At 69.2% G+C, this 23694-nt stretch carries 21 protein-coding genes and 1 other RNA gene; 9 read left to right on the top strand and 13 right to left on the bottom strand.

Translation table 11 applies throughout. From position 1 onward, the window contains the following. The 3 genes from ETD86_RS07495 to ETD86_RS07505 form a co-directional block, all read right to left on the bottom strand. Positions 1-975 carry an AurF N-oxygenase family protein gene (locus ETD86_RS07495; protein WP_138665365.1) on the bottom strand — a complete coding sequence of 325 codons (975 nt, stop codon included), beginning with the start codon at positions 973-975 and terminating at the stop codon, positions 1-3. A gap of 64 nt (positions 976-1039) precedes the next feature. Further along, positions 1040-1639 (bottom strand): TetR/AcrR family transcriptional regulator, encoded by a 600-nt coding sequence (locus ETD86_RS07500; RefSeq protein ID WP_246147748.1) that lies wholly within the window; start codon positions 1637-1639, stop codon positions 1040-1042. A 143-nt stretch (positions 1640-1782) separates the two neighbouring features. Beyond that, entirely contained in the window at positions 1783-3120 is a 1338-nt protein-coding gene (locus ETD86_RS07505; RefSeq protein ID WP_246147744.1) for a sensor histidine kinase, read from the bottom strand. Between the two features lie 158 nt (positions 3121-3278). Here ETD86_RS07505 and ETD86_RS07510 point away from each other — a divergent pair, with 158 nt between their 5' ends. The 3 genes from ETD86_RS07510 (at position 3279) to ETD86_RS07520 (ending at position 7083) form a co-directional block, all read left to right on the top strand. Further along, positions 3279-4445, top strand: a complete 1167-nt coding sequence (locus ETD86_RS07510) for an acyl-CoA dehydrogenase family protein (protein ID WP_138665367.1) — start codon at positions 3279-3281, stop codon at positions 4443-4445. Beyond that, positions 4442-5539 (top strand): acyl-CoA dehydrogenase family protein, encoded by a 1098-nt coding sequence (locus tag ETD86_RS07515; RefSeq protein WP_138665368.1) that lies wholly within the window; start codon positions 4442-4444, stop codon positions 5537-5539. The genes ETD86_RS07510 and ETD86_RS07515 overlap by 4 nt, the downstream gene beginning before the upstream one ends. Positions 5540-5604: 65 nt before the next feature. Then, complete coding sequence (locus ETD86_RS07520; protein WP_138665369.1) at positions 5605-7083, top strand: AMP-binding protein; 1479 nt, start codon at positions 5605-5607, stop codon at positions 7081-7083. Here ETD86_RS07520 and ETD86_RS07525 read toward each other — a convergent pair. The 4 genes from ETD86_RS07525 to ETD86_RS07540 form a co-directional block, all read right to left on the bottom strand. Continuing rightward, positions 7050-8165, bottom strand: a complete 1116-nt coding sequence (locus ETD86_RS07525; RefSeq protein ID WP_211369886.1) for a C45 family autoproteolytic acyltransferase/hydrolase — start codon at positions 8163-8165, stop codon at positions 7050-7052. The genes ETD86_RS07520 and ETD86_RS07525 overlap by 34 nt on opposite strands. 115 nt (positions 8166-8280) lie before the next feature. Continuing rightward, the gene (locus tag ETD86_RS07530; RefSeq protein WP_138665370.1) at positions 8281-9237 is read right to left on the bottom strand and encodes a helix-turn-helix transcriptional regulator; all 957 of its coding nucleotides are present in this window, start codon (positions 9235-9237) and stop codon (positions 8281-8283) included. 17 nt (positions 9238-9254) lie between these two features. After that, positions 9255-11075, bottom strand: a complete 1821-nt coding sequence (locus ETD86_RS07535; protein WP_138665371.1) for a zinc-binding dehydrogenase — start codon at positions 11073-11075, stop codon at positions 9255-9257. A gap of 49 nt (positions 11076-11124) precedes the next feature. Then, positions 11125-11478: a VOC family protein gene (locus ETD86_RS07540; RefSeq protein ID WP_138665372.1), complete on the bottom strand. Its 354-nt coding sequence runs from the start codon at positions 11476-11478 to the stop codon at positions 11125-11127. Positions 11479-12638: 1160 nt separating this feature from the next. Here ETD86_RS07540 and ETD86_RS56780 point away from each other — a divergent pair. Together ETD86_RS56780 and ETD86_RS07550 are read left to right on the top strand one after the other, a co-directional pair. Continuing rightward, positions 12639-13604: a DUF4360 domain-containing protein gene (locus tag ETD86_RS56780; RefSeq protein WP_138665373.1), complete on the top strand. Its 966-nt coding sequence runs from the start codon at positions 12639-12641 to the stop codon at positions 13602-13604. A gap of 20 nt (positions 13605-13624) precedes the next feature. After that, a complete protein-coding gene (locus ETD86_RS07550) occupies positions 13625-14005 on the top strand; it encodes a site-specific integrase (RefSeq protein WP_138665374.1) in 381 nt (126 codons plus the stop codon). A gap of 54 nt (positions 14006-14059) precedes the next feature. Here ETD86_RS07550 and rnpB read toward each other — a convergent pair. The 4 genes from rnpB to ETD86_RS07570 form a co-directional block, all read right to left on the bottom strand. After that, positions 14060-14449: RNase P RNA component class A (rnpB, locus tag ETD86_RS07555), an RNA gene on the bottom strand. 150 nt (positions 14450-14599) lie between these two features. Then, positions 14600-15904, bottom strand: a complete 1305-nt coding sequence (locus ETD86_RS07560; RefSeq protein ID WP_138665375.1) for a bifunctional RNase H/acid phosphatase — start codon at positions 15902-15904, stop codon at positions 14600-14602. Next, the gene (locus tag ETD86_RS07565) at positions 15901-16641 is read right to left on the bottom strand and encodes a zinc ribbon domain-containing protein (protein ID WP_138665376.1); all 741 of its coding nucleotides are present in this window, start codon (positions 16639-16641) and stop codon (positions 15901-15903) included. Before ETD86_RS07565 ends, ETD86_RS07560 begins: the two co-directional genes overlap by 4 nt. Positions 16642-16643: 2 nt before the next feature. Beyond that, on the bottom strand, positions 16644-17444 hold the full coding sequence (locus ETD86_RS07570; protein ID WP_138665377.1) for a Nif3-like dinuclear metal center hexameric protein: 801 nt from the start codon (positions 17442-17444) through the stop codon (positions 16644-16646). A gap of 116 nt (positions 17445-17560) precedes the next feature. Between ETD86_RS07570 and ETD86_RS07575 the strand changes: the two genes are divergently transcribed. Further along, positions 17561-19006 (top strand): flavin-containing monooxygenase, encoded by a 1446-nt coding sequence (locus tag ETD86_RS07575; RefSeq protein WP_138665378.1) that lies wholly within the window; start codon positions 17561-17563, stop codon positions 19004-19006. A gap of 33 nt (positions 19007-19039) precedes the next feature. Next, a complete protein-coding gene (locus ETD86_RS07580) occupies positions 19040-20068 on the top strand; it encodes a dipeptidase (protein WP_138665379.1) in 1029 nt (342 codons plus the stop codon). Positions 20069-20127: 59 nt separating this feature from the next. Here ETD86_RS07580 and ETD86_RS07585 read toward each other — a convergent pair whose 3' ends face one another. Then, complete coding sequence (locus ETD86_RS07585; RefSeq protein ID WP_170222933.1) at positions 20128-20529, bottom strand: SSI family serine proteinase inhibitor; 402 nt, start codon at positions 20527-20529, stop codon at positions 20128-20130. A gap of 110 nt (positions 20530-20639) precedes the next feature. Between ETD86_RS07585 and ETD86_RS07590 the strand changes: the two genes are divergently transcribed. Together ETD86_RS07590 and ETD86_RS07595 are read left to right on the top strand one after the other, a co-directional pair. After that, positions 20640-21419 (top strand): GNAT family N-acetyltransferase, encoded by a 780-nt coding sequence (locus ETD86_RS07590; protein ID WP_138665381.1) that lies wholly within the window; start codon positions 20640-20642, stop codon positions 21417-21419. A gap of 66 nt (positions 21420-21485) precedes the next feature. Further along, positions 21486-22922, top strand: coding sequence for an Nramp family divalent metal transporter (locus ETD86_RS07595; protein ID WP_138665382.1), 1437 nt, complete (start codon positions 21486-21488; stop codon positions 22920-22922). A 78-nt stretch (positions 22923-23000) separates the two neighbouring features. Here the strand turns inward: ETD86_RS07595 and ETD86_RS07600 are convergent. After that, positions 23001-23694 (bottom strand): serine hydrolase (locus tag ETD86_RS07600; RefSeq protein ID WP_211369887.1); only part of this gene is annotated, 694 nt, incomplete at its 5' end.

Consider the following 23694-nt stretch of genomic DNA (forward strand, 5'->3'; position numbering starts at 1 on the left):
TCAGCGCGGTTCCGCCCAGATGCCCATGGCCCGCCAGATCCGCCGGGTGAGTGCGTTGACCAGCCCGAGCTCGGCACAGAGCTCCCGCGTCCTCCCGACCGAGTCGCGGATCTCGTTCTTCGCGGCCGTGTTCCGCAGGTAGACCTCGGACACCACGTTCGACGGAATCCTGAAGTGCTTGATCATCGCCAGTGGTGGTGCCAACATGATGCGCGCCATCACCCCGAGAATGATCGGCGCGGCGAACCCGAGCATGAGACGCCGGTGCACGGGCATCCTGGGCACCCGGTCACGCAGGTAGTGCCGGGCGAACGAGATGTGCCTGGCCTCCTCGGCGATGTGGATGCGCATGATCGTCTCTTCCAGCGGGTGGTGCGCCCGCTCGTCCTTCAGCACCTTGCGCTGCACGTGGTCGATCGGGTCCTCGCCGCCCAGCACGAACACGAAGAACAGCTCGGTCGAGATCAGCGGGATCCACGGCGCGACCTGGGCGACCGCCGACAGCGGCCCGGGCATGCCGCGGATCGGCATGCCGGTACGGTTCACGAACTCCTGGAACATCATCCCGTGATGTCCCTCTTCGATGGTCTCGTGGTAGACGTACCGGAACTCCGGCGAGCCGTTCGGCAGCCGGTAGGCGTAGTTGAGCAGGCCGCGCTTGAGCAGGTTCTCGAACTGCAGCCCGACCTTCATGGCGGTGGCCACTCGCCACAACCCGATCGCGGCGCGCACCTCGGGGGGACGGCTGCGGTACCAGGGATGGCCGCCCAGCTTGTCCACCTCGGGCAGTTCCCACCGCGGATCGGCCGGATCCACCAGGAACTCCGGGTCGTCCCACGGGATGTCCCGGTAGGGCTCCCAGTGTTTGTCGACCGACGCCTTCGAGAGGCGTTCGATGACCGCTTCGTAGGCGCTGCGGCCGGCGACCCGGTGGTCGCCTTCCCTGGCGTCGGTAGAGCTCGGTGCAGGTGTCATCGCGTGCACTCCTCTCCTCGCCAAGCAATTGTACGAAGCGTCCAATAACTCGGGAAGAGTGGTGTCACAGCTTTTCGGGCGACACCCCGAGCTCGTTCGCCACGGCCTCGCGGATGAGCACGTTGACGCGGCGCCGTGACAGCGCCCTGGGATGCACGTGCGTCTGGATCGCGAAACCGTCGATGATCGCGAGGATCCGCCAGGCCGCCCCGTCGGGGTCGGGGCAGTCGAATTCGCCGCACTCCACGCCGGCTTCGATGATCGCGCGCAGCAGCAGGCGACCCCGTGTGTCGATCCGCCGCGAGATCTCCTCCAGGTCCGGGCTGCGCATCGCCTCCGCCCACGCGTCGATCCACAACCGCCAGTCCTCCGTCGGAATGGCGGGGGAGGAGAGCCTGAGCAGGGTGGCCAGCCGTTCGCGCGGTGTGCCCGTGGAACGTTCGACGTCGTCGAGCGCGTTCATGCGGAGGCGGGCCGCGTACGTGAAGGCCTGTGCGAACAGGCGTTCCTTGTTCTCGAAATGGTAGAAGAGCAAGGCCTGGCTGACGCCGGCGGCTCTGGCGATGTCGATGGTTCTGGTATGGCCGAACCCTTGCTCCGCGATCACCTCGCAGGCCGTCTTGAGAAGATCCTCACGCCGTAATCGGCTGAAACCGGATGTCACTGCGAGCAACTCTTGCTTCTGATCATGCCGTTTGTGGGACAAACCGGACGTCAAGCGCCTCTGTTTCGGCCGGTCCACTCCTCCTTCGGTGATCATGGTATCGACTCGGTCGAAAACCCTTTCATTCCCGTTTCCGGGTCCGGTCAGTCCTTTCTGATCGGCATTCGCAGCACGAATCGGGCACCCGTGTCAGAGTCCTCGATCGTGAGCGTGCCACCGTGGGCTTCCGCGATCTCACGGGCGATGGGCAGCCCGAGCCCGGTGCCGCCGGCGTCGCGGCTGCGTGCCGCGTCCAGCCGGGCGAAGCGCCTGAAGACCACCTCGCGGAGCTCCGGGGCGATGCCCGCCCCGTCGTCGAGGACCTCCAGCACGGCCTCGCCGTCCCGCCGCACGGTCACGGTGATCGTGCTCTCGGCGTGCCGCTCGGCGTTGTCGAGCAGATTCGTCAGCAGGCGGGCCAGCCTGAGCCGGTCACCCAAGACGATCACGCCGGTCCGCAGCCTGGTGACGACCCGCTTCGAGCGCGGCCTCGCGGTCTCGGTGGCGCACAGCTCGGCCAGGTCCACGGGGGTGCGCGGTCCAGGGGAGCGGGCGTCGAGCCTGGCCAGCGTCAGCAGGTCGGTGACGATGTTCTGCAGCCGGTCGAGGCTGGTCAGCAACTTGGTGCCGGCCTCCCGCCAGTCGGTCTCGTCCGGGGACAGCAGGGCCTCCTCCAACTCGGCGCGCATCGCGGTGATCGGGCTGCGCAGGTCGTGCGAGGCCTCGGAGGTGAATCTGCGCTGCTGCTCCATCGAGTCCTCGAGCCGGGCGAGCGTGCGGTTCGCGGCCTCCGCGAGGGCCTTGATCTCCTCTGCGTTCTCGGGGACGGGCACACGCATGCTCAGATCGCCGGCGGTGATCTCGGAGAGCCGATCCGTGATCACGTTCACCGGCTGGAGCGTTCTGGCCACCACTCTGGACACGCCGAACCAGGCCAGCGTGACCAGTGCCACGGACATGCCGGTGAGGAAGGCGAGCACGGCCGGGTGGACGTACCAGGGCACCATGGAGCCGAAGGCGTAGACCAGCCAGTCGCCCTCCGGCTCGTACACCCGCAGGGCGATCAGGACCTGGCACTCCCTGGAGAACTGGGGCAGGTCGCAGATCATGCCCACCCGGTCGGTGTTGTCCGCGTCGGGGGCCATTGTGGTCAGGCGAGGGGCGCCGGAGAGGTTCGGCGTCGAGGCCACTACGCGGCCGTTGGCGTCGACCACCTGGAGTCCCTGCAGGTCCATGGAGAGGATGGTGGGGAGCTCGCCCGTCCTGATCAGGTGCACCGCGCGCAGGGCGGCGCTGATCACCTCGTTCCTGCGGATGTCGACGGCGCTGCTGTGCACCGCCCACAGCAGGAGCGCGCTCATCGCCAGGCACAGCAGCGCCATGGCGACGGCGGCGAACAACGCCAGCCGAGTGCGGATGGAACGGGCCAGCCGTGCGATCACACCTCTCCCTCCGTAATCAGATGATCACACTAGGTGGCTTTGCATCCAATTAGCGGAGATTCCGGGATAAATCAGCTTAAAAGACCAGCAGAGCAATGCTCTATGCGTGGTGCGGCCGTCTGATTAGAGTAAGTGGACACTGATACCAAGGAGTCGACGTGGACCTTGCTGAGTATCGGCGTGCCGCCAGAGCCTGGCTCCAGGAGAACACTCCGACGGGCGAGCCGCCCGAGGGGGACGGCATCACACGGGCCAAGGAATTCATGGCCAAGCTCTACGACGCCGGTTATTCGGGCATCATCTGGCCGAAACAATGGGGTGGTCAAGGACTGACGCTGGCGGAGGAGCGCGCGTTCGCCGCCGCGGCGCGGGACTTCGCCCTCCCCACATACGTCTTCTCGATCGGCCTCGGCATGACCGGCCCCACGCTGGTGGACCGCGGCACCGACGCACAACGCGAGCGTTTCCTCCGGCCGCTGCTGCGCGGCGAGGAGATCTGGTGCCAGCTGTTCTCCGAGCCGGGTGCGGGCAGCGACGTGGCCAGCCTGCAGACCAGGGCGGTCCACGACGGGGGCCAATGGGTCGTCAACGGCCAGAAGGTATGGACGTCGGTCGCCCACCATGCCGACTGGGGCCTGCTGCTGGCCCGCACCGACGTGGACGTGCCCAAACACCAAGGGCTCACCATGTTCGTGGTGGACATGCATCACCCGGGTGTGACGGTCAGGCCGCTCAAGGACATGTCGGGCAGGGCCAACTTCAACGAGATCTTCTTCGACAACGTGACGATCCCCGACGAACATCGCGTGGGCGAGGTCAACGACGGCTGGAGCGTGGCCGTCACGACGCTGCTGCACGAGCGGCTGTCGATCTCGGCCGGCGTCGGCATGGGCGGGCAGAAGGACCATCCGGCCTCGCTGGAGGCGCTGCGCCAGACCGTGGACACCAGCGACCCGCTGGTCCGCGACCAGCTTGTCGAGCTGCACATCCGCAGCCGCGCGCTCGCGCTGTTCAACCAGCGCCTGGCCCAGGAGACCGAGGCCGGGATCTTCCCCGGCGCCCGCGGCAGCGCGGCCAAGCTGCTGCTGGCCGAGCTGACGTTGTTCCAGGCGGACCTGGCCACCCAGCTGGTCGGGCCGGAGTCCGTGCTGGCCGATCACCCGCTGGCCCAGGCGATCTCCCTGGCTCCGGGCATGGCCCTGGGCGGCGGCACCAACGAGATCATGCGCAACATCGTGGGTGACCGGGTGCTCGGCCTGCCGCCAGAGCCCCGCGTGGACAAGACCGTGCCGTTCAAGGACCTGAAGGTGGGGACGCAGGCGTGAAGCTCACACTCAGCCAGGAACAGCAGCAGCTGCGCGAGTCCGTACGGTCCTTCCTGCACGCGGCCTCGCCGCTCCCGAAGGTCCGCCAGGGCTACGACCCTCAGGTGTACGCCCGGCTCAACGGCGAGCTCGGCCTGTCCGGGCTGATCGTCCCCGAGGAGTACGGCGGCGCGGGCGCCGGCCTGGCCGATCTGGCCGTCGCGCTCGAGGAGACGGGCGCGGCGCTGCTTCCGGGGCCGTTCCTCGCCACCACGTTCGCCGCGATTGCCCTGACCCAGATGCCGGACAAGGAGGGGCGAGCCGGCTCCGGAAGCGGCAGCTTGCGTAACCAAGACGGGGCCGAAGGGAGCGCGACCGTATACACAGAGCTGCTGACCGGCATCGCCGAGGGCAGGATCGCGGCCACGCTGTCCGGCGACGAGATCGGGTACGACGGCGCCTCGGTACGCGGGACGCTGGCTCAGGTCCTCAGCGGCATGGAGGCCGACGTGCTGGTGGCGCCCGCGCGGACGGCCGACGGCGTCATGATGGTCAGCGTCGAGCTGACCGCGCCCGGCGTCACCAGGACGGCCCTGGAGACCCTCGACCTCACCCGCGGCCAGGCCAAGGTGGTCCTGGACGGCGCGCCCTGCCGGGTGCTCGGCCCGCAGCCGGAGAGCGGCATCGGTGACCGGCTGTGCGTGGCGCTGGCGGCCGAGCAGCTCGGCGTGATGCGGGCGGCGCTGGACGCCATCGTCGCGTACGCCAAGATCCGCGTCGCCTTCGGCCGCTACATCGGCTCGTACCAGGGCGTCAAGCACAAGCTCGCCGATATGCACGGCAAGCTCGAACAGGCCGAGTCCATCGTCAGGTACGCCGCCTGGGCCGCCGACGAGTCGCCTGCCGAGCTGCCCGGCGCCGCCGCGCTCGCCCAGGCGTACGTGGGCCGCGCCTGCTTCGAGGTGGCCCGTGACCACCTGCTGCTGCACGGCGGCATCGGCTTCACCTGGGAACACGACGCGCACCTGTTCTACAAGCGGGCCAAGGCCGACGAGGTGCTGATAGGCCCGCCCCGCATCCACCGCGCCCGCCTGGCTGACTTGCTGGAGCTGTGATGGATCCGCAGCGAAGCGAGGACATTCATCGCAGCACTCCGAGCGGAGCTCGGCAGTCGAGCGCTGTGGATCTGAGTGAGACGCCTGGTTTCTATGCCATCGCCGCCGCCGACCCCGACCGCCTCGCCGTGATCGACACCGACGGCACGCACACCACGTACGGGCAGTTGCTCGCCCGGGTCAACCAGGTCTCCCACGGGCTCAGGGCCCAGGGGCTCGGCACCGGGGACGTCGTGGCGGGCGTGCTGCCCAATGGGCTCGACGCGGTGATCATGCTGATGGCGACCGGCCAGATCGGTCTCTACTACGTGCCGGTCAACTGGCATCTGACCCCGTCCGAGATCGCGTACATCATCCAGGACTGCGACGCCAAGGTCGTCGTGACCGAGGAGACCGGCACGGCAGGGCTGGCCGAAGGGCAGCCTGCGGACGCGCCCGATGACCGCACCATGGGCGCGGTCATGTGGTACACGTCGGGCACCACCGGCTTTCCCAAAGGCGTGCAGCGGCCGCTGCCGGGCGCCCCGCCGGAGGCGATCGTGCCGCTGTACACGTGGTTCCTCGGCGAGGTCGTGGACCTCAAGCCGGGGGACGAGGTCCACCTGGTGACCTCGCCGATGTACCACTCGTCGCCGTGCGCGCACACCCAGTTCGCACTGCATTTCGGGCACACCGTGGTGATCACGCCGCGGTTCGACCCGGTGCACATCCTGGAGCTGGTCGAGCGGCACCGGGTGTCCAACGCGATGATGGTGCCCACCATGTTCCACCGCATGCTGCAGCTGCCGGAGGACGTCAGGGGCACGTACGACGTGTCCAGCCTGCGCCAGGTGATCCACACGGCCGCGGCCTGCCCGGTCGCGGTCAAGCAGCGGATCATGGACTGGTGGGGGCCGGTGCTCTATGAGTATTACGGCTCGACCGAGTCGACCATCGCGTTCGCCGTCAAACCTCAGGAGTGGCTGGCCAAGCCGGGCACCGTGGGCCGGCCCGCGCCCACGTTCGAGGTGAAGATCTTCGACGAGGCGGGTGAGGAGCTGCCGCCCGGCGAGCCCGGCATGATCTACGTCAAGTCCAGCCTCGGCACGTTCGAGTACCGCAAGGACCCGGCGAAGACGGCCGCCAGCATGCGCGGGGAGTGGTACACGCCGGGCGACATCGGCTACCTGGACGAGGACGGCTTCCTGTTCCTCTGCGACCGGCGCACGGACCTGATCGTGTCCGGCGGGGTGAACATCTACCCCGCCGAGATCGAGGCGGCCCTGCTCGAGCACCCCGCGGTGGCTGACGTGGCCGTCATCGGGGTGCCCGACGAGGAGTGGGGCCACAACGTGGTCGCGCTCGTGCAGCCCGCCGAAGGCGTCGAGCCGGGGCCCGAGCTCACCGCCGAGCTGCTGGAGCACTGCGGGCCCCGCATCGCCAGGTTCAAGCATCCGAAGGTGGTCGAATACCGCTCGCAGCTGCCGCGCACGCCCACAGGCAAGCTGTCGCGCTCCAAGGTCCGTGCCGCCTACCTCGAGGAGAACACGAGCTCCTCGCTGTAGCGCCCGCCATCGCCCAGGTAGAAGCGGGTCGACAGGGTACGGTCGGCGGTGTCGAACACCGTGCTCCACAAGGTGCGGAACGGCACGGCGGGGTCCTCCGCCTGCTGGACCGCGCGCAGGCTCTCCCGCAGGTCCTGCGGTGACAGGGTGGCGCCCTTGCTGCGCTCGTACAACGTGCGCAGCCGGCCGAACGTGCCGAACGACGCCTCGCTGTCCGCGGGCAGGTTCATCGGGTCCAGGTTGCGGTGCAGCAGGTGGTTCGTGACGCACAGCGGGCCGTCGCCGAAGTCGACGATGTGCTCGCTGCCGTCCCTGCCGCGCTCCCACACGAACGCCTGCCCGTTGGCGTCGGCCACCAGGTAGTGCAGGGGCGTGCCGTAGTCGTAGTGCTTGGCGCCCAGCAGCGCCTGTTTGGCCTGGTCGACGTTCTCGCAGGTCTCGACCAGGAACCGGGGGAGCTGCACGCTGGCCAGACCGACCTGCGGCGAGACGTTCGCCGGGGGCGCCGCGGTCTCGAAGTCGGCGATCAGCAGCATGACCGCCAGGCCCGCCGAGTTGATGCCGTCCATGCAGCCGTCGAGCTCGTTCATGGTGATCACGGTCGTGGACAGCCCTTGGTCGGGCACCGTCGTGATCACGTAGGGGCGCGCGGCCATCGGCAGCTCGTTGGGCCGCGCGGTGCCGCCCATGATCTCGCTGATGGTCCAGGGGAAGAAGTCGTAGTTGCGGCCCACCCGGCCGTGGCCGTCCGAGGCGGCCGACGGCGGGATCCACAGGGCCGAGCAGCCCGAGCCTTCCGGGACGAAGCTCAGCCCGTCCAGGGCCACCTCGTCCTGGTGGGGGTCGAGGCCGAGGACCGCCGCCGCGCCGTCCATTCGGGCGTGCTGCTGCGGCCAGTGCCGTTCGAACCAGCTCCTGCGGGCCCGGCCCACGACCGGATCGACCGGCATAGGGGACCAGCCGAGCCTGCGGGCCTCCTCGGTGAGCGCCTGGCCGATCTCGAACTGGCTCCCGGTGAGCGTGAGGTGGTGAACGAGCTGGAAGTCGCCGGTGCCGCCGGCGACCCGCGTCATGTTCTTCATGCCTTTGAGCGTGCGGGTACCCGCTGACCGGCTCCTTACCGACCGCTGACCACCCGCCAGGCCGGCTCCTGACCATCCGCCAGGCCGGCTCCTGACCGCCTGCCCGGGTGGCTCCCTACCGGCCGATGACCGCCCGCCGGTAACGCTCGGACAACCGCAGCACCGTCTCGGCCAGCTCCGGCGGGTCGAGCACCTCGAAGTCCACGCCGATGAACCCGATCCACACGGCCATGCCGTTCAGGTCGTCGCCGCCCAGCTTGAGCAGGCAGGTCTCCGCGTCGACCGGCTCCACCTCCAGCCCCAGCGGCAGCGCGGTGACCTGCTCGGCCGGGGCGTGCAGCAACACCGTGCCGCGGTAGCGCCACATGGCCGTGTTGACGCCCTTCTCCACGTACGCCGCCACGTCGCCGTTCTCCGGCAGTTCGCGGGGGGTGAACCGGGGCCCGCCCGGCGTGCGCGGACGTACCCTGTCCACCCGGAACGTCCGCCAGTCGCGCCGCTCGACGTCGTACCCCACGAGGTACCAGCGGCCGCGCCGGTGCACCAGGCGGTGCGGCTCGACGTTCCTGACCGTGGTCTCGCCGTCGTGGCCCGTGTAGTCGAAGCGGAGCTGCTCGTGGTCGCGGGCCGCGTTCGCGATCGTGGTCAGCACCTCCGGAGGCACCGACGGGCCGTTGCCGGGGATCTGCACGGTGTACGCGTTCAGCGCGTTCACCCTGCGGCGCAGCCGGGACGGCAACACCTGCTCCAGCTTGGCCAGGGCGCGTACCGACGTCTCCTGGATGCCCTCGACGCCGCCGCCCGCCGCCCTGCCGAGCCCCACCGCGACCGCCACGGCCTCCTCGTCGTCGAGCAGCAGCGGCGGCAGCGCGGCTCCCGCGCCCAGCCGGTAGCCGCCCGCCACCCCGGGCGTGGCGTGCACGGGGTACCCCAGCGAGCGCAGGCGCTCGATGTCATTGCGGATCGTCCTCGTCGAGACACCGAGCCGGACCGACAACTCGGGGCCGGACCATTCGCGGTGCGCTTGAAGGAGCGAAAGCAGCTTGAGCAGGCGCGCGGAGGTTTCCAGCATGCTCACCAGTGTGCCGGTCAATGCGGCAAGTATGCTTCCGCATGAAGGATGATCTTGCCCAGGAAATGGCCCTTCTCGCTGTGGCGATGCGCGTCCGCGGCCTGCTCCAACGGGAACGCCTCCGCGACCGGCACCCGTACGCCGTCCGCGGCGGGAACGGCGTCTCGTCCGGTGGAGAACCGCACACCCAGCCTGCCGGCGCCGACCGGATCCGCGATCGTGATCACCTTGTCCGGGTCGCCGGTGAGCTTGACCGACAGCTCCAGCTCGCCCCTGCCGGAGGCGTCCAGCACCCGGTCGATCGGCTCGGTGAGACGATCCTCCAGGCCCTCGCCGTAGGCGACCGGGCGCACGCCGAGGCCGCGGAGGAAGTCGTGATGGCGCTCGCTCGCGGTGCCGACGACCTCGGCCCCGCGCGCGACGGCCAGCTGCGCGGCGGCCAGGCCGACACCGCCCGCGACCGCGTGGATCAGCAGCGTGTGACCGCTCTTCAGGCCGAGCGCGTCGAGCGTGCGGTGCGCGGTCTCGAGGGCGACCGGGAGCGCGGCGGCCTCCTCGTACGACAGGTCGTCCGGCTTGGCTCGCAGCGCGTCCGCGTCAGCGATCGCGTGCGTGGCCGCCGCGCCGGACGGGACCCGCCCGAACACCGCCTGACCCACCCGCCAGCCCTCGATGCCCTGACCGAGCGCGTCGATCGTGCCCGACAGCTCGATCCCGGTGTCCTGAGGGCCGTCGATCGGGGCGCCCATGAGGCCCTTGCGGATCTTCCAGTCGATGGCGTTCACCCCGGCCGCCCTGACCGCCACCCGGACCTGGCCCGGCCCCGGCTGGGGCATCGGGATCTCCTCCAGCGTCAGCACCTCCGGCCCGCCGTGCGCCCGGTAACGCACGGCCTGCGCGGTGACCAGCAGAATCGCCTTGCCGACCAGCTCGCGAGCCGCCAGGGCGGCGTGCGCCTCGCGGGCACGCTCCAGCGGCACGGCCAGCCCGACAACGGTGTCCAGCCGCCCCGCGGCCGCCTCCTCCATGGTCCGCCCGGCCAGCTTCCGGAACGCCTCCGGGGCGAACTGGACCTGCTCCATGCCGGCCGCCCGCACACCCCGCCGCTGTGCCTCAGCCGGATCCACCGCCGCGACCGAACCACTGGGCACGCCGTAGGCGAAGAACCTCTCGCCCGGCTGGACCAGCCGGAACGCGGCTGCGCCGACGTCCCCGCCGACACCGTCGAACACCACGTCGAACGCCCGGCCGCCCAGATCCGCGTAGTCGACCACCTCGTCCGCGCCCGCGTCGAGCGCGGCCGCCCGCTTGGCAGCGCCGTGCGCCGCGGCGGTGACCCGGGCCCCGGCGGCGCTCGCGAGCCGCACGAGCACCAGGCCCAGCGCGCCACCTGCCCCGGTGACCAGCACCCGCGTCCCGGACTCCGGCTCGCCCGCCCCGATCAGGCTCAGTGCCGCGGGCCCCACCTGCACGAGCGCCGCCGCCCGCCACGAGGCAAGCCCGCCGGGAAGGGGGACGACGGTCGCGAGGTCGGCGGCGACCTGCTCGGCGTACCCGCCGCTGGTCACCAGCGCGGCCACGCGCTGTCCCACCCATCCGGCGTCGACCCCGTCACCTACCGACACCACGCGCCCGGCCACGCCGGTGCCCGGCACGAAGGGCGGCTCATGGCCGAACCACTCGCGTCCCCAACCGCCGCGCAACTGCGCGTCGATGGACATGACGTCGACCGCCGACACACCGATCACGACCTGCCCAGGACCAGCGACCGGCTCCGGCGCCTCGCGAACCTGGAGCACCTCGGGCCCGCCGAACTTCGTCACCTCGACAACTCTCATGGGCCCGAGTCTGTAACCTCAACCAAAGTCGAGGTCAACCCCCCCACCCTCAACTGAGGTCGTACGCCGTCGCGTGCCGCGGCTCGTACAACCCGAGCCGCCCGCCACCAGGGAGCATGATCGCAGTCAGCAGCCCCCATCCCTGGTCGCTGACCGGATCGGCGAACTCCACCCCGCTGGCCCGCAACTCCTCCATCGTGCGCTCCAGGTCGTCGCACATGAGGTAGAGCTCGTGCGTCTCGGCCGCGTCCGTGGGATGCACGGCGACCTCGGCGGGCGGCAACTTGAAGATCAGCCACCCGCCGCCCGTGTCGACGTGGGGATAGCCGAGCACGTCACGGATGAACGCCCGATCGGCGTCCGCGTCCCGGCTGTAAACGATCAGATGCGCTCCATTGATCATCTTTCCACGATACGCCGCCCGTGCCTTGTGGTCCCGCAAGTGCAACGACACTGGCGGGGCGACATCCTTCGAGCCCGGATGGAGCTCCCATCAACGGCATTTGCCGCTTGCCAACTACATCGCGCAGCGCCGGGCGGCCACGCGTCCCTCGGTTCACCTGGAGCCTCCGAACGCGTCGTGGAAGTCACGACCCCGCCCAGGCCAGATCTGCTGGGCGGCCGTCCCCTTCGCCGATCGTTCGGATGACAAAGTCCGTCCTTGCCTCGGGATACGCACCCATGAGCGGGGGATGGAGGTCCTCAAAATCACCAGCCAGGACAAATCTCACCGGTACGAGTGCATCCAAATTCCAACTGCAAGCTGGGACAAGCGAGCGCGCAAAGAAAGCTGGCTCGACCTGGGTGAAACGTATTTCATTCGCGAACAAGCAGTTCATCGTATTGCAGGATCCTGCGACGCGACGACGTGGCATCACGTGAAGAGGCGGCATCGTACCGGCTGGGTTTACATTTCCAACAAGACCGACCATGAGTAACAGTGCGCGAAGCACATGTGATGGAGGTCGGCCCCCGAAAGGGCATGTTGGAGAGTGGCGAGTCGGCCTGTAGGCCGGGTTCTCATGGTGAAGGCGTGCTGACCTGCGCCAATCACGGCATGGTGTAGCTGGCCGGCGGAGATGCTTTGGCTGATTGCCAACGCACAGGTCGTTTGCGCTGCTCGCAGGGTCATTAACGGCCGCTCAAGGTCGCCCGAACATGGCGCGGTTGCTGCAGCAGTTGCTGCCCCCCGGCCCACCGCCGCGCCAAGGGCCAGATTCTCGGAATCATGGCATATCTGCGCAAATCGGAATTTTCTGGGGCTACACGTCAGGATAATCTCCATTTTAATGGCGGATATTCGGACATCAAGGACACACCCTCTTTCGCTCCTTGCTGATTATTTGCCCCGCTTATAAACGTGCGTGCGTCTTTCATGCTTGACGCTGGGGTATCTCCCTTATCGCACTATCGCAGCGGTGCGGGCGGATACGAAAAGAGAACAGCTCCGGCATCCGCGCTACCGCGACACCATTCATGAGCTCGATCTGACACAGGTCAACGAGCCTCAGGAAATTACCTGACGTTCTCGCTGGGAACGCTCACCACGGAAAGGAACGCCCTATGCCATTCATCATGCGCAAGCTGGCCGCAGGTACACTCGCCGCCGCCGCCGTCCTCACCGCAGCAGTCATGACGCCCGCGGTCGCGGCATCCTCTGCCCCCAACCCGGCCGAGGCATACATCTCGAGCATCACTGCGAACGGAAGCGGGTGCCCGGCCGGGACATGGGAGGCGGCGATCAGCCCCGACGGGAAGGCGTTCACCGTTACATTCAGCTCATACGAGACGCTCATCGAACCTGGTGATGATGCCTCGAATAAGGAATGCACGCTCTCGCTGAGCGTGCATACGCCGCCGGGGACCTCGCTTTCCACCGCCAAGCTCTCCTACCAGGGCTACGCGCTCATGGACCAAGCAGGGATGAGCGCGACGCAGAGCGCAAGCTACGACTTCCGCGGTGCTCCCGTCCCGGCTCAGTCGGTTCGCTCGCAGATCTTGGGGCCACACGACGACACGTACCTCTTCTCCGACCGGATCTTGCTTCACGACAACGTGGCGTCGGCGGAGGGGGCAACCCGCACGCTCAACGTGGAAACGGGCCTAGTCCTCACCAACAACCCCGCAGAGACCGGCAGCGGCTTCTTCAACACCAACAGTGTCGACGGGACGCTCCAGGGGGGACCGGGCTGCACCATCGACCGGCGCACCGCCACCTCGGGGCAGACCATCGTCGGCACCTCGGGCGCCGATGTCATCTGCGGGTCACCGTTCGCCGACGTCGTCGCCGCGCTGGGCGGCGACGACGTCATCCTCTCCTTCGCGGGCAACGACCGGATTGCCGCCGGTGCCGGCAACGACACCGTCTTCGGCGGCAACGGCGCCGACGACATCAGCGGCGACGCCGGCAACGACGCCCTCAACGGCGAAGACGGCAACGACCGGATCCTGGGCGGGTCGGGCACCGACACCGCTAACGGCGGGCCGGGCACCGATGCCTGCCTAGCCGAGACGACCACCTCCTGCTGAGTCAGGTCGACGCTTCGGTGATGTGGCTTCGGGACGAAGCAGTCGAGGTCGGAGCCGGGCGACCTGCTTTACCCACCTTGGCACCGGGCGACAGCCGGCCGCCCTTCACCATCGCCCGGGAGCCGATCCGGCGCAGCAGTGCCAATCGTGTGCGACCAGCGTGCGATCCGCCGCGGTCAGCCGCTGGTCTACTCCCGGACACGACCCTTCACGACCTGCGGCACGGGTTCGCCAGTACGGCGCTCGCTGAGGGCGTCCCGATCTCTGAAGTCTCCAGGTGGCTCGGACACGAGTCGATCACGACCACCGTGGACCTGTACGGCCACCTCGTTCCGGAGGCCTCCGCACGGGCCAGAGAAGCGCTCGACAAGGCGTTCCGCTCCTCGCCGGCAGTGCCCTGAGAGTGCCTTGATCTAGCTTGCTCCTCGTTGCGCCCCAGGTCAGAGAAGTAAATAGTGACGAGTCGGCCTGTAGGCCGGGTTCTGTCCTTCGTGAGAAGGGGCGACCATCCATCTAGGGCCGCCGTTGCCGGCGGCCTCGAGCGGTCTACCCGCGCGGCTCGGGCGGGCCGCCCTCGAACGTCGCGCGCGGAACGCTCCGGAGAACGTTCCTTCTTGACCTTGCTCCGGGTGGGGTTTACCTAGCCGCCCACGTCACCGTGGGCGCTGGTGGTCTCTTACACCACCGTTTCACCCTTACCTCCCGTGAACCGGGAGGCGGTCTGCTTTCTGTGGCACTGTCCCGCGGGTCACCCCGGGTCGGCGTTACCGACCACCCTGCCCTGTGGAGCCCGGACCTTCCTCGGCGAGCCCTCGCGGGCTCGACGCGGTCGCCCGGCCGACTCGTCTGAAGAACCTTATCAACTCCCCAGCCATCCCCAACCCAGCCGCAAGTCCGAGCCGCTGGAATGGGCACGTCATCGCCTGAGGGGGGCGATGCGCCGGCGGCCGTGCCGGGTGCTCCTGGCGGAACCCGGCACGGCCCCGACACCTCGGTCAGCGCAGGTGCGAGGTGTCGTTGAACGACTTCACCACGGCCGGGCCGTCCGCGTAGTACTCGATCAGCGACAGGCACGCCAGGTCGAGGTGCATGCGGTAAAGGGACTCGAGCGGGGCCATGAGGGCGAGTCTTAGAAGCATCTTGATGGGGGTCACGTGTGAGACCGCCAGCACGGTCTTGCCCTCGTACCGCTCCACCAGCCGTTCCCTTGCCGCCTCGATGCGGTGTGCGGTCGTGGCGAAGCTCTCGCCGCCGGGTGGGGCGGCGGCGGGGTCGGCGAGCCAGGCGGCGAGCTCGGCCGGCCATTTCCGCTGGACCTCGGTGAACGTGTGGCCCTCCCAGGCGCCGAAGTCGGCCTCCCTGAGGTCGTCGGCCACCTCGACGTCCAGGCCGGTCCGCTCGGCGACGGCGGCCGCGGTCTGGCGGGCGCGCCTGAGCGGGGAGGTGACGATCACCTCGGGCCGGTACGGCTCCCGCGACAGCCGATCGGCGGCGGCCGACGCCTGGGCCAGGCCGTTGGCTGTGAGCTCGGCGTCGCCCAGGCCGGAGAACCGGCGTTCCAGGGAGAGCTCCGTCTCGCCGTGCCTGAGGAGGAGCAGGGAGGTGGCCACGCGGGTGAGCGGGGCCCAGCCGGTGCCGGTACGGGTTCCTTTGACGCGTTGCTGGGCCGCGGCGACGGATGCGGTGGGGGCGGATATTTCGGAAATAGCGCCGGCGTCGAGGAGGTCTGTCTGCCGGGCGGCCGAGGCACGTGCCCGCTCCGGTGAGCGTGGGCCGCCCTCACGGCCGGCGCCGGTCCCGCCGCCCGTCAGGTCGGTGGTGCCGCCGGCCGCGTCCGTGGTGCCGCCGGCCGCGTCCGTGGTGCCGCCGGCCTTCCAGGTCAGGCCCTTGGCGGCGGCGTCCATGGCCTCGTTGGCCAGGCGGTCGGCGTGCTTGTTACGTTCGCGCGGGATCCAGGTCCACTCCGTCACCCGCAGCCGCCGGGCCAGCCCCGCCGCCTCCAGCGCGAGCGGGCGCAACCCCTCATGCTTGACCTTCCAGCGGCCCGCCATCTGCTCGATGACCAGCTTCGAGTCCATGCGCACCGCCACCGGCACACCCTCGCCGCCCAGCCGGAGCACGGCCTCGAGGCCGGCGATCAGCCCGCGGTATTCGGCGACGTTGTTGGTGGCGACGCCGATCGCCTCGGCCGTCTCCGCCAGCACCTGGTCGTCCGCGGCGTCCCTGACGACCGCGCCGTAGCCGGCCGGCCCGGGATTGCCGCGCGAGCCGCCGTCGGCCTCGATGACGTAATGCGTCACAGCCCGGACTCTGCCGTGCGCACGAGAATGCGGCGGCACTCGTCGCAGCGGAGCACCTCGTCGTGAGGGGCGGCCTTGATGCGGTTCATCTCGGCGATGGACAGGGCGACCTTGCAACCCTGGCAGCGGCCGCCGCGCAGCATGGCGGCGCCCACGCCGTACTGGGCCCTGAGCTTCTCGTAGAGCGCCAGCAGGTCGGCGGGGATGTCGCCGGCGAGGGCGGAGCGGCGGCCCTGGGCCTCGGATGCCTCCTTGTCGATCTCGGTGAGCGCGGCGTCGCGCCGGCCCTCCGCGGCGGACACGGTGGCGGCCACCTCGTCGCGCTGCGTCCCCAGGTCAGTCGCCTTGGTGTCCGCGGCCTCGCGGCGTTCCATGATCTCCAGGACGATCTCCTCCAGATCGCCCTGGCGCTTCTGCAGGGAGACGATCTCGGACTGGAGACTCGCCAGGTCGCGCGGCGAGGTCACGGCGCCGGAGTCCAGGCGCTTCTGGTCGCGATCGGAGCGCGTGCGCACGGCGTCCACGTCGCTCTCGGCCTTGGTCTGCTCGCGGGCCAGGTCGCTGGCCTCCGTCTCGGCCTCGATGACCTGGGTGGCGAGCCTGGCGTACTGCTTCGACCGCTCGTCGATCTCGGCCAGCTCGGGAAGGGTGCGGCGGCGGTGTGCCAGCCGATCAATCACGGAGTCCAGCTCTGCCAGGTCGAGCAGTCTCTTCTGTGCCTCAGGGGCTGCTTTCATGATCAATATCCTCTTGTCCAAGCATCGGTGACCGTGGCGGAGACACGCGTTTCAACGGTAACGCCACTGGCGTGCAGGATGGACGCCGCGCTGTCGAGCCACGGCCACTCGGTCGCCCAGTGCGCGGCGTCGATCAGCGCGGGCCCGCCCGCCTCGATGAACTCGCTCGACGGGTGATGGCGCAGGTCCGCCGTGAGGAAGACGTCGACGCCCGCGGCGGCGGCCGTGCCGAGGAGCGAGTCGCCCGCCCCGCCGCTGACCGCCACACTCCGCACCGGCCTGGACAGCTCGCCTGCCACGCGGATCCCCCACGAGGTCCGCGGCAGCCCCTGAGCGGCCTGGGCCGCGAACTCGCCCAGTGTCGTCGGCTCCGGCACCTCACCGATCCGCCCCAGACCGCGCCACGGATCGTCGGGGAAGGGCTGGAGCGGCACCAGGTCGCCGGTCAGCCCGACGGCCCTGGCCAGCGCGTCCGACACGCCGGGGTTGGCGACGTCGGCGTTGGTGTGCGCGGTGTAGAGGGCGACGTCGTTCTTGATGAGCGTGTGGACGAGGCGGCCCTTGGGGGTGGTCGCGGCCACGCTCGTGGTGCCGCGCAGGTAGAGGGGATGGTGGGTGACGATCAGGTCAGCACCCCACTCCAGGGCCTCGCCGGCCACGGCCGCGACCGGATCGACCGCGAACAGCACCCGGCGCACCTCCTGAGCCGGGTCCCCGCAGACCAGCCCCACCGCGTCCCACGACTCGGCCCGGGCCGGCGGGTAGGCCGCCTCGAGCACCTCGATCACGTCCGTCAACGTCACAGCAGCCACCTGCGAAGACTATCGGCACGCGGGAGAGGTTCGTGGGGCTCGGGAAGGGGTGTCGCCGGTACGGCCTTCGGCGTACTGTAAGTGGATCCTGACACGCGGAGGGCGGCATGGCACCGAACGTCGCGATCATCGGAGCGGGATTCGGCGGACTGTGCATGGCGATCCAGCTCGAACGGGCCGGGATCCGCTCGTACACCGTCTTCGAGAAGGCGGGGGACCTCGGCGGCACGTGGCGCGACAACAGGTATCCGGGGGCGGGGTGCGACATCCCCTCGCACTTGTACTCCTACTCGTTCGAGAAGTACACGAGCTGGACCCGCCGCTACCCGGAACAGCCGGAAATCCTTGGATATTTAGAGCATTGCGCCGATAAATACGACGTCAGGCGGAAAATCAGGTTAGGTACGGAAGTCCGCCGAGCCGTCTTCGACGGCATTACCTGGCAGCTCATCACCGGCGACGAGGAGCGTACGGAAACGTTCGACGTGGTCGTCATGGGCGTTGGGCAGCTCAACCGATCCCGCCTGCCGGACATCCCGGGATTGTCGGACTTTGCCGGCGTGTCCTTCCACTCCGCCCGCTGGAACCACGACCACGACCTCACCGGCAGGCGCGTCGCCGTGATCGGCAACGGATCGTCGGCCGCCCAGTTCATCCCGCGCATCGCCGAGCAGGTCGAGCGGCTGCATGTCTTCCAGCGCACCCCCAACTGGGTGATCCCCAAGCCGGACGCGACCTTCGGACCGCTGACGAGGCTGGCGTTCCACTTCGTCCCCGGCCTCCACCGGGCCTACCGTGAGTGGATCTACCGGTACGCCGAGGCCACCCTCTACCCGGCGCTGGCCCAGGGCTGGAGCGCCGGGCTGCTGCGGAAGCGAGCGCTGAAGCACCTGCAGGACCAGGTGCCCGACCCGGACCTGCGGTCCAAGCTGACGCCCGACTACCCGCCCGGCTGCAAGCGGGTCGTCATCGACAGCAGCTTCTATCCGGCGTTGACCAGGGACAACGTCGAGGTCGTCACCGACAAGATCGTCCGGATCGCGCCGGAGGGCGTCGAGACGACGGAGGGGGTACGCGAAGTCGACACGATCGTGTACGCGACCGGCTTCAAGAGCACCGAGTTCCTGGCCCCGATGGAGATCATCGGGCGCGGCGGAAGGTCGCTGCGGGAGCAGTGGGCCGGCGGGGCGGAAGCGTACCTGGGCATCTCCGTGCCCAACTTCCCCAACATGTTCCTGCTGTACGGCCCGAACACGAACCTCGGCCACAACTCCATCGTCTTCATGATCGAATGCCAGGTGAAGCACATCATGTCGTGCCTGCCGCATCTCGCGGCGCGCGGCCCGATGGAGGTGCGGCCCGCGGCGATGGCGGCGTGGAGCGGGCAGCTGGACGCGGCGCTGAGCCGGATGGTGTGGGGCGGGGGCTGCCAGAGCTGGTACAAGACGCCGGAGGGCCGCGTCACCAACAACTGGCCCGGGCCGACGACGCTCTACCGCCGGCTGACGGCCAAGCCACCGCTCCCGGCTTACCAACCGGCCCCCGCGAACTAGGAGTTGCGCGAGCGTCCGCGATAACGTCCAAGCATGACGCTTGCCCTCCACCAGCGTGCCGTCGTGGCCGACACGCACAACGATCTGCTGATGGCCGTCTCCGCCCGCCCGCCCCAGCAGTGGTCCACGTTCTTCCGCGAACGATGGCTGCCCCAGCTCCTCGAGGGCGGCGTCGATCTGCAGGTCCTGCCGGTCTTCATCGACGACCAATACCGGCCGGAGGGCGCGCTGCGGCAGACGCTGCGGATGATCGAGTGCGCGTACGTGCTCGCCGAGGGCAGCCCCGACCACGTCCGCATCTGCCTCGACGCCGCCGACATCGACAGGACGCTCGCCGACGGCAAGATCGCGCTGCTGCTGGCGCTGGAGAGCATGCCGGGCCTGGACGCGAACGTCGAGCTGATCTCGACCATGCACCGCCTCGGCGTACGGGTGGCCTCCATCGCGCACTTCGGCCGCACGCCGCTCGCCGACGGCAGCGGCGAGGACGCCACAGGCAGCGGGCTGACCACGCACGGCGTCGCCGCCCTGGCGGAGATGGAGCGGCTCGGCATCGTCTTCGACGTCTCCCACCTGGGCGCCTCCGGTGTCGCGCACGTCCTGGAGCTGGCCACCAAGCCCGTGATGGCCACCCACTCCGCCGCCCGCGCGCTGCGCGACCACCACCGCAACCTCACCGACGAGCAGTTGCGCGGGGTGGCCGCCACCGGAGGCGTGGTGTGCGTCAACTTCTTCGCCCCCTTCCTGGCCGACCGGGAGGAGGACATGACGCTCGACCGTCTGCTCGACCACATCGAGCACGTCGCCGCGGTGGCCGGCATCGATCACGTGGGCCTCGGCCCGGACTTCATCCGCGAGGTCATGGTGGACCTGACGCCCCCGTGCTGTGAGGACGTGTTCGCCAGAGGCGTGAACCCGAAGTCCGCGGTGCCCGGCCTGGAAGGGCCGTCCGGCCTGCCCATGGTCACCGAGGGCCTGCTCGCGCGCGGTCTGCCGGAGAAGGACGTCATGAAGATCATCGGTGCGAACGTGCACCGGTTCTTCGGCGAGCGGCTGGCCTGATCGACGGCGGCGGCGCCGCCGATCAGGCCGCGAGCCGGCCGTCGATCAGGCCGCGAGACCTAGACGAGCGGGCCGAGGGTCCGTTCCATCACGCAGCTGTTGGGGAACTCCCTCTGGTACTCGATCGGCTCGCCGCGCCAGATCCCGGACACCTCCACCTCGACCGGCAGATAGATCAGCGTGCAGGGACCGGGATTGACGTCCAGGTCCTCGATGTGCCCGTCGACCGAGCGCAACACGTCACACGCCGGTGCCGGGCGCGGGTGGCTCCCTCGGTCCGGGTCGCACGTGAGCCGCATCGTGTACGCGCCGCCGCCGGCATCGGGAGTGACGGTGATCCGCAACTTCGCGCCCGCGACGGCGGCGCCGGCGGGAAGCGAGCAGAACGGCGCGCTCAGGATCGCGGCGGCGCAGATCCCGAGCGCGGCCGTCCGGCGGGCGGCGGCTGGCCCGAAGTTCATGGAAACCTCCCTGGTCGACGGGGATGCGTTGTCTCGACTACAGAGGGTAATTGGATCACGACTGAGGGTGGATGGCCATCTCATCGCGGCGACACGGCCACAATGGGGGCATGACCAGGCAGAGTGAGGAAGCGGCGGCCAAGGCCGGCGTGGTGGTCAGGGAGTTGCGGGAGATCGACGAGTTCCGCGAGGTCTACCGGCTCTTCGACCAGATATGGCACCCGGATCCGCACAACGCGCCGATCTCCGTGGAGCTGATGATCGGTTTCGCGCACACCGGCAACTACGTCGCCGGCGCCTTCGAGGCAAGCACGCTCGTCGGCGCGTCCGTCGGGTTCCGGGCCGAGGGCGGGGCGTTGCACTCGCACGTGACCGGTGCCGTCATGGGCCGGGGCGTCGGGTACGCGCTGAAGCTGCACCAGCGGGACTGGTGCCAGGAGCGCGGTCTGGAGCGGATCACGTGGACGTTCGATCCGCTCGTACGGAGGAACGCCCGGTTCAACCTGGTCAAGCTGGGCGCCATGCCGGAGGAGTACCTGGAGGACTTCTACGGGGCGATGGCGGATGCGATCAACGAGGGGGACGTGTCCGACCGGCTGCTCGCGGTGTGGCAGGTGGCGCCGGAAGACCGGGGCCAGGAGGTCTCGCACGTCGAGGCGCTGCCTGCCCTGCTGGCCTCGGAGGGCGAGCGGCCCGTCATCAGAGGGGTGCAGGGGGACAGGGTGCTGGTGGGGACACCGCGTGACATCGAGGCGTTGCGGCGGACGGATCCAGCGGCCGCGAAGGAGTGGCGGACGGCGGTGCGGACCGTGCTCGGCGGCCTGCTGGGCGGGGGAGGACGAGTGATCGGATTCACCGACCGCGGAGAATACGTGGTGGAGGTCGACTAGCTATTCCACCAGTGTTTCGGGTCTCTGTAATGTTACGGATAGGTAAGCCGAACAAGGAGGACCCGCATGGCGGAGTTCACCCCCACCGTTCCTGCCCGTGTGCTGCCACCCGTGACGGTACGCGACCTGCCCGACCCGCCCGCGTCGAAGTGGCGCATCATCGGCCCCGGCCTGGTAGGAGCCGGGGTAGGCCTAGCGTCGGGCGAATTCATTCTCTGGCCGTACATCGCCTCCCAAGTCGGTCTCGTCTTCGTCTGGGGAGCCGCGATCGGAATCATCACCCAGTGGTTCCTCAACATGGAGATCGAGCGCTACACGCTGGCCACCGGCGAGACAGCGCTGACCGGTTTCAGCCGGATGTGGCGTCACTGGGGACTGGTCTTCGTGCTGATGACGCTGGGGTCGAACCTCTGGCCGGGCTGGGTGACCAGCTCGGCGACCATGGTGACGTACCTGACGGGGTCGGACGCGAGTGCCGTGCGGTGGATCGCGATCGGCATGCTCATCGTGATCGCGCTCGGGCTTACGCTGGCGCCGGTGATCTACACGGCGCTGGAACGAGTGATCTTCGTGAAGATCGCCCTCGTGGCGACGCTGATCGTGGTCGCGATCGTGTTCGCGATCAACGCCGAGAGCTGGGTCGCGCTCGGCAGGGGGTTCACCGTCGACGCCAGGTTCCCGGTGCCGCCGCTGGAGTTCGCGGTGCTGATGGGCGCCATCGCGTATGCCGGCGCGGGCGGCGGCCAGAACCTGTGCCAGAGCAACTGGATCCGCGACAAGGGCTTCGGCATGGGCGCGTACGTGCCGCGCCTGGTCAGCCCCGTGACCGGTCATGAGGAGGCGGCCGCGTCGACCGGGTACCAGTTCGCGCCGACCAAGGAGAACCTCGCGAGGTGGCGGCAGTGGTGGCGGTTCGCGAACGTCGAGCAGGCGTGGACGTTCGCGATGGTGTCGTTCGTGACGATCGCGCTCATGTCGATGCTGGCGTACTCCACCGTCTTCGGCAAGGAAGGGCTGGCCAACAGCATCGCCTTCCTGAAGGTCGAGGGCGAGACGCTGCAGAGCGTCGTCGGTCCCTGGTTCGGAATGCTGTTCTGGTTGATCGGGGCGCTGGCCCTGTTCGCCTCGGCCATGGGCATCGTCGACTACACCTCGCGGCTGGCCTCCGACACGATCAAGACGGTCTACCTGCGTGACAAGCCGGCGTCCCTCAACAAGATCTACTTCTACACCGTCTGGGCGATGGTGCTGGTCGGGATCGGGATCCTGCTGCTGGGCTTCGACCAGCCGCTGATCCTGCTGGTGTTCTCGGCGTCCTTCGCGGCCGTGATGATGTTCGTGTACTCGATCCTGCTGATCATCCTGAACCGGAAGGCGCTGCCCGACGCCATCAAGGTGCGCTCGTTCCGGCTGGGGGCGCTGATCTGGTCCGTGGCCTTCTTCGGCACGCTGACCGTGATCGTCGTCATCCAGCAGGCGCAGCGGCTGCTCGGCGGATCGTGACGGTCCTCTGAGGCGGCGGCGCGGCCGGGCACGAAGGGCGGCCCTCTTCAAAGGGGGCCGCCCTTTCCATGATGACGGCTACGACCGGGACATGGCCTTGGTGACGAGCTTGCTCACCCGCTCCACCGTCTTGACGCCCGACCCCATCGAGCCGTGCCGCTCGGAGAGCACCGCGATCAGGTACGTGTGCCCGCGACTCTTCACCCGCCCCATGCTGTTGACCGTCCACCGCCCGCCGTGCCGCTCGCGCGGCAGCCAGCCGTTCTTGAGCGCCACATCGGCCCCTTTACCCCCCGACGCGCTGACCCCCCACGACTGCTCGGAAGCCACGTCGGCCATGAGGCCCAGCACGTACCGGCGGTGCTTCGCGGAAAGCGGGCTCTTGGACGAGGTGAGCGCGGTCAGCAGGCGGACCTGGTCGGCGGCGCTGGTGGTGGTCGCGCCCCACGCCCCGCCCGGCCCCGGGCGCGTCTCCCGCAGCCCGAACTTCTTGTTGGCGGCGGCCAGCCCGGACGCGCCGCCGATCGCCGACCACAGCGCCGAGGCGGCGGCGTTGTCGCTGGCCTTGATGGCCCGCGCGGCCGCGCGCCGCTCCCAGGCGCTCAGGCCGCGGCGCTGGCGCTGGGCTCTGAGCAGCAGCGCCATCACGATGTCCACCTTGACGATGCTGGCCGTGGCCGTCCTGAGCCCGCGGTTGAAGGAGTAGGACCGCCCGGTGGACAGATCGTGTGCCGTCACCGCGAAACGGCCTGGGAGGTCCTGCAGCGAGCGG

This window comes from Nonomuraea turkmeniaca (assembly GCF_005889735.1).
GTDB classification, from domain to species: Bacteria; Actinomycetota; Actinomycetes; order Streptosporangiales; family Streptosporangiaceae; genus Nonomuraea; species Nonomuraea turkmeniaca.

Excerpts from the sequence above, each read along its gene's own strand:
- ETD86_RS07530 (WP_138665370.1), bottom strand. The coding sequence starts at position 9,237 with ATGCTGGAAACCTCCGCGCGCCTGCTCAAGCTGCTTTCGCTCCTTCAA.
- ETD86_RS07595 (WP_138665382.1), top strand. The coding sequence starts at position 21,486 with ATGGCGGAGTTCACCCCCACCGTTCCTGCCCGTGTGCTGCCACCCGTG.
- ETD86_RS07550 (WP_138665374.1), top strand. The coding sequence starts at position 13,625 with ATGTGGCTTCGGGACGAAGCAGTCGAGGTCGGAGCCGGGCGACCTGCT.
- ETD86_RS07495 (WP_138665365.1), bottom strand. The coding sequence starts at position 975 with ATGACACCTGCACCGAGCTCTACCGACGCCAGGGAAGGCGACCACCGG.
- ETD86_RS07585 (WP_170222933.1), bottom strand. The coding sequence starts at position 20,529 with ATGAACTTCGGGCCAGCCGCCGCCCGCCGGACGGCCGCGCTCGGGATC.
- ETD86_RS07565 (WP_138665376.1), bottom strand. The coding sequence starts at position 16,641 with ATGAAAGCAGCCCCTGAGGCACAGAAGAGACTGCTCGACCTGGCAGAG.
- ETD86_RS07590 (WP_138665381.1), top strand. The coding sequence starts at position 20,640 with ATGACCAGGCAGAGTGAGGAAGCGGCGGCCAAGGCCGGCGTGGTGGTC.
- ETD86_RS07580 (WP_138665379.1), top strand. The coding sequence starts at position 19,040 with ATGACGCTTGCCCTCCACCAGCGTGCCGTCGTGGCCGACACGCACAAC.
- ETD86_RS07525 (WP_211369886.1), bottom strand. The coding sequence starts at position 8,165 with ATGAAGAACATGACGCGGGTCGCCGGCGGCACCGGCGACTTCCAGCTC.
- ETD86_RS07535 (WP_138665371.1), bottom strand. The coding sequence starts at position 11,075 with ATGAGAGTTGTCGAGGTGACGAAGTTCGGCGGGCCCGAGGTGCTCCAG.
- ETD86_RS07575 (WP_138665378.1), top strand. The coding sequence starts at position 17,561 with ATGGCACCGAACGTCGCGATCATCGGAGCGGGATTCGGCGGACTGTGC.
- ETD86_RS56780 (WP_138665373.1), top strand. The coding sequence starts at position 12,639 with ATGCCATTCATCATGCGCAAGCTGGCCGCAGGTACACTCGCCGCCGCC.
- ETD86_RS07540 (WP_138665372.1), bottom strand. The coding sequence starts at position 11,478 with ATGATCAATGGAGCGCATCTGATCGTTTACAGCCGGGACGCGGACGCC.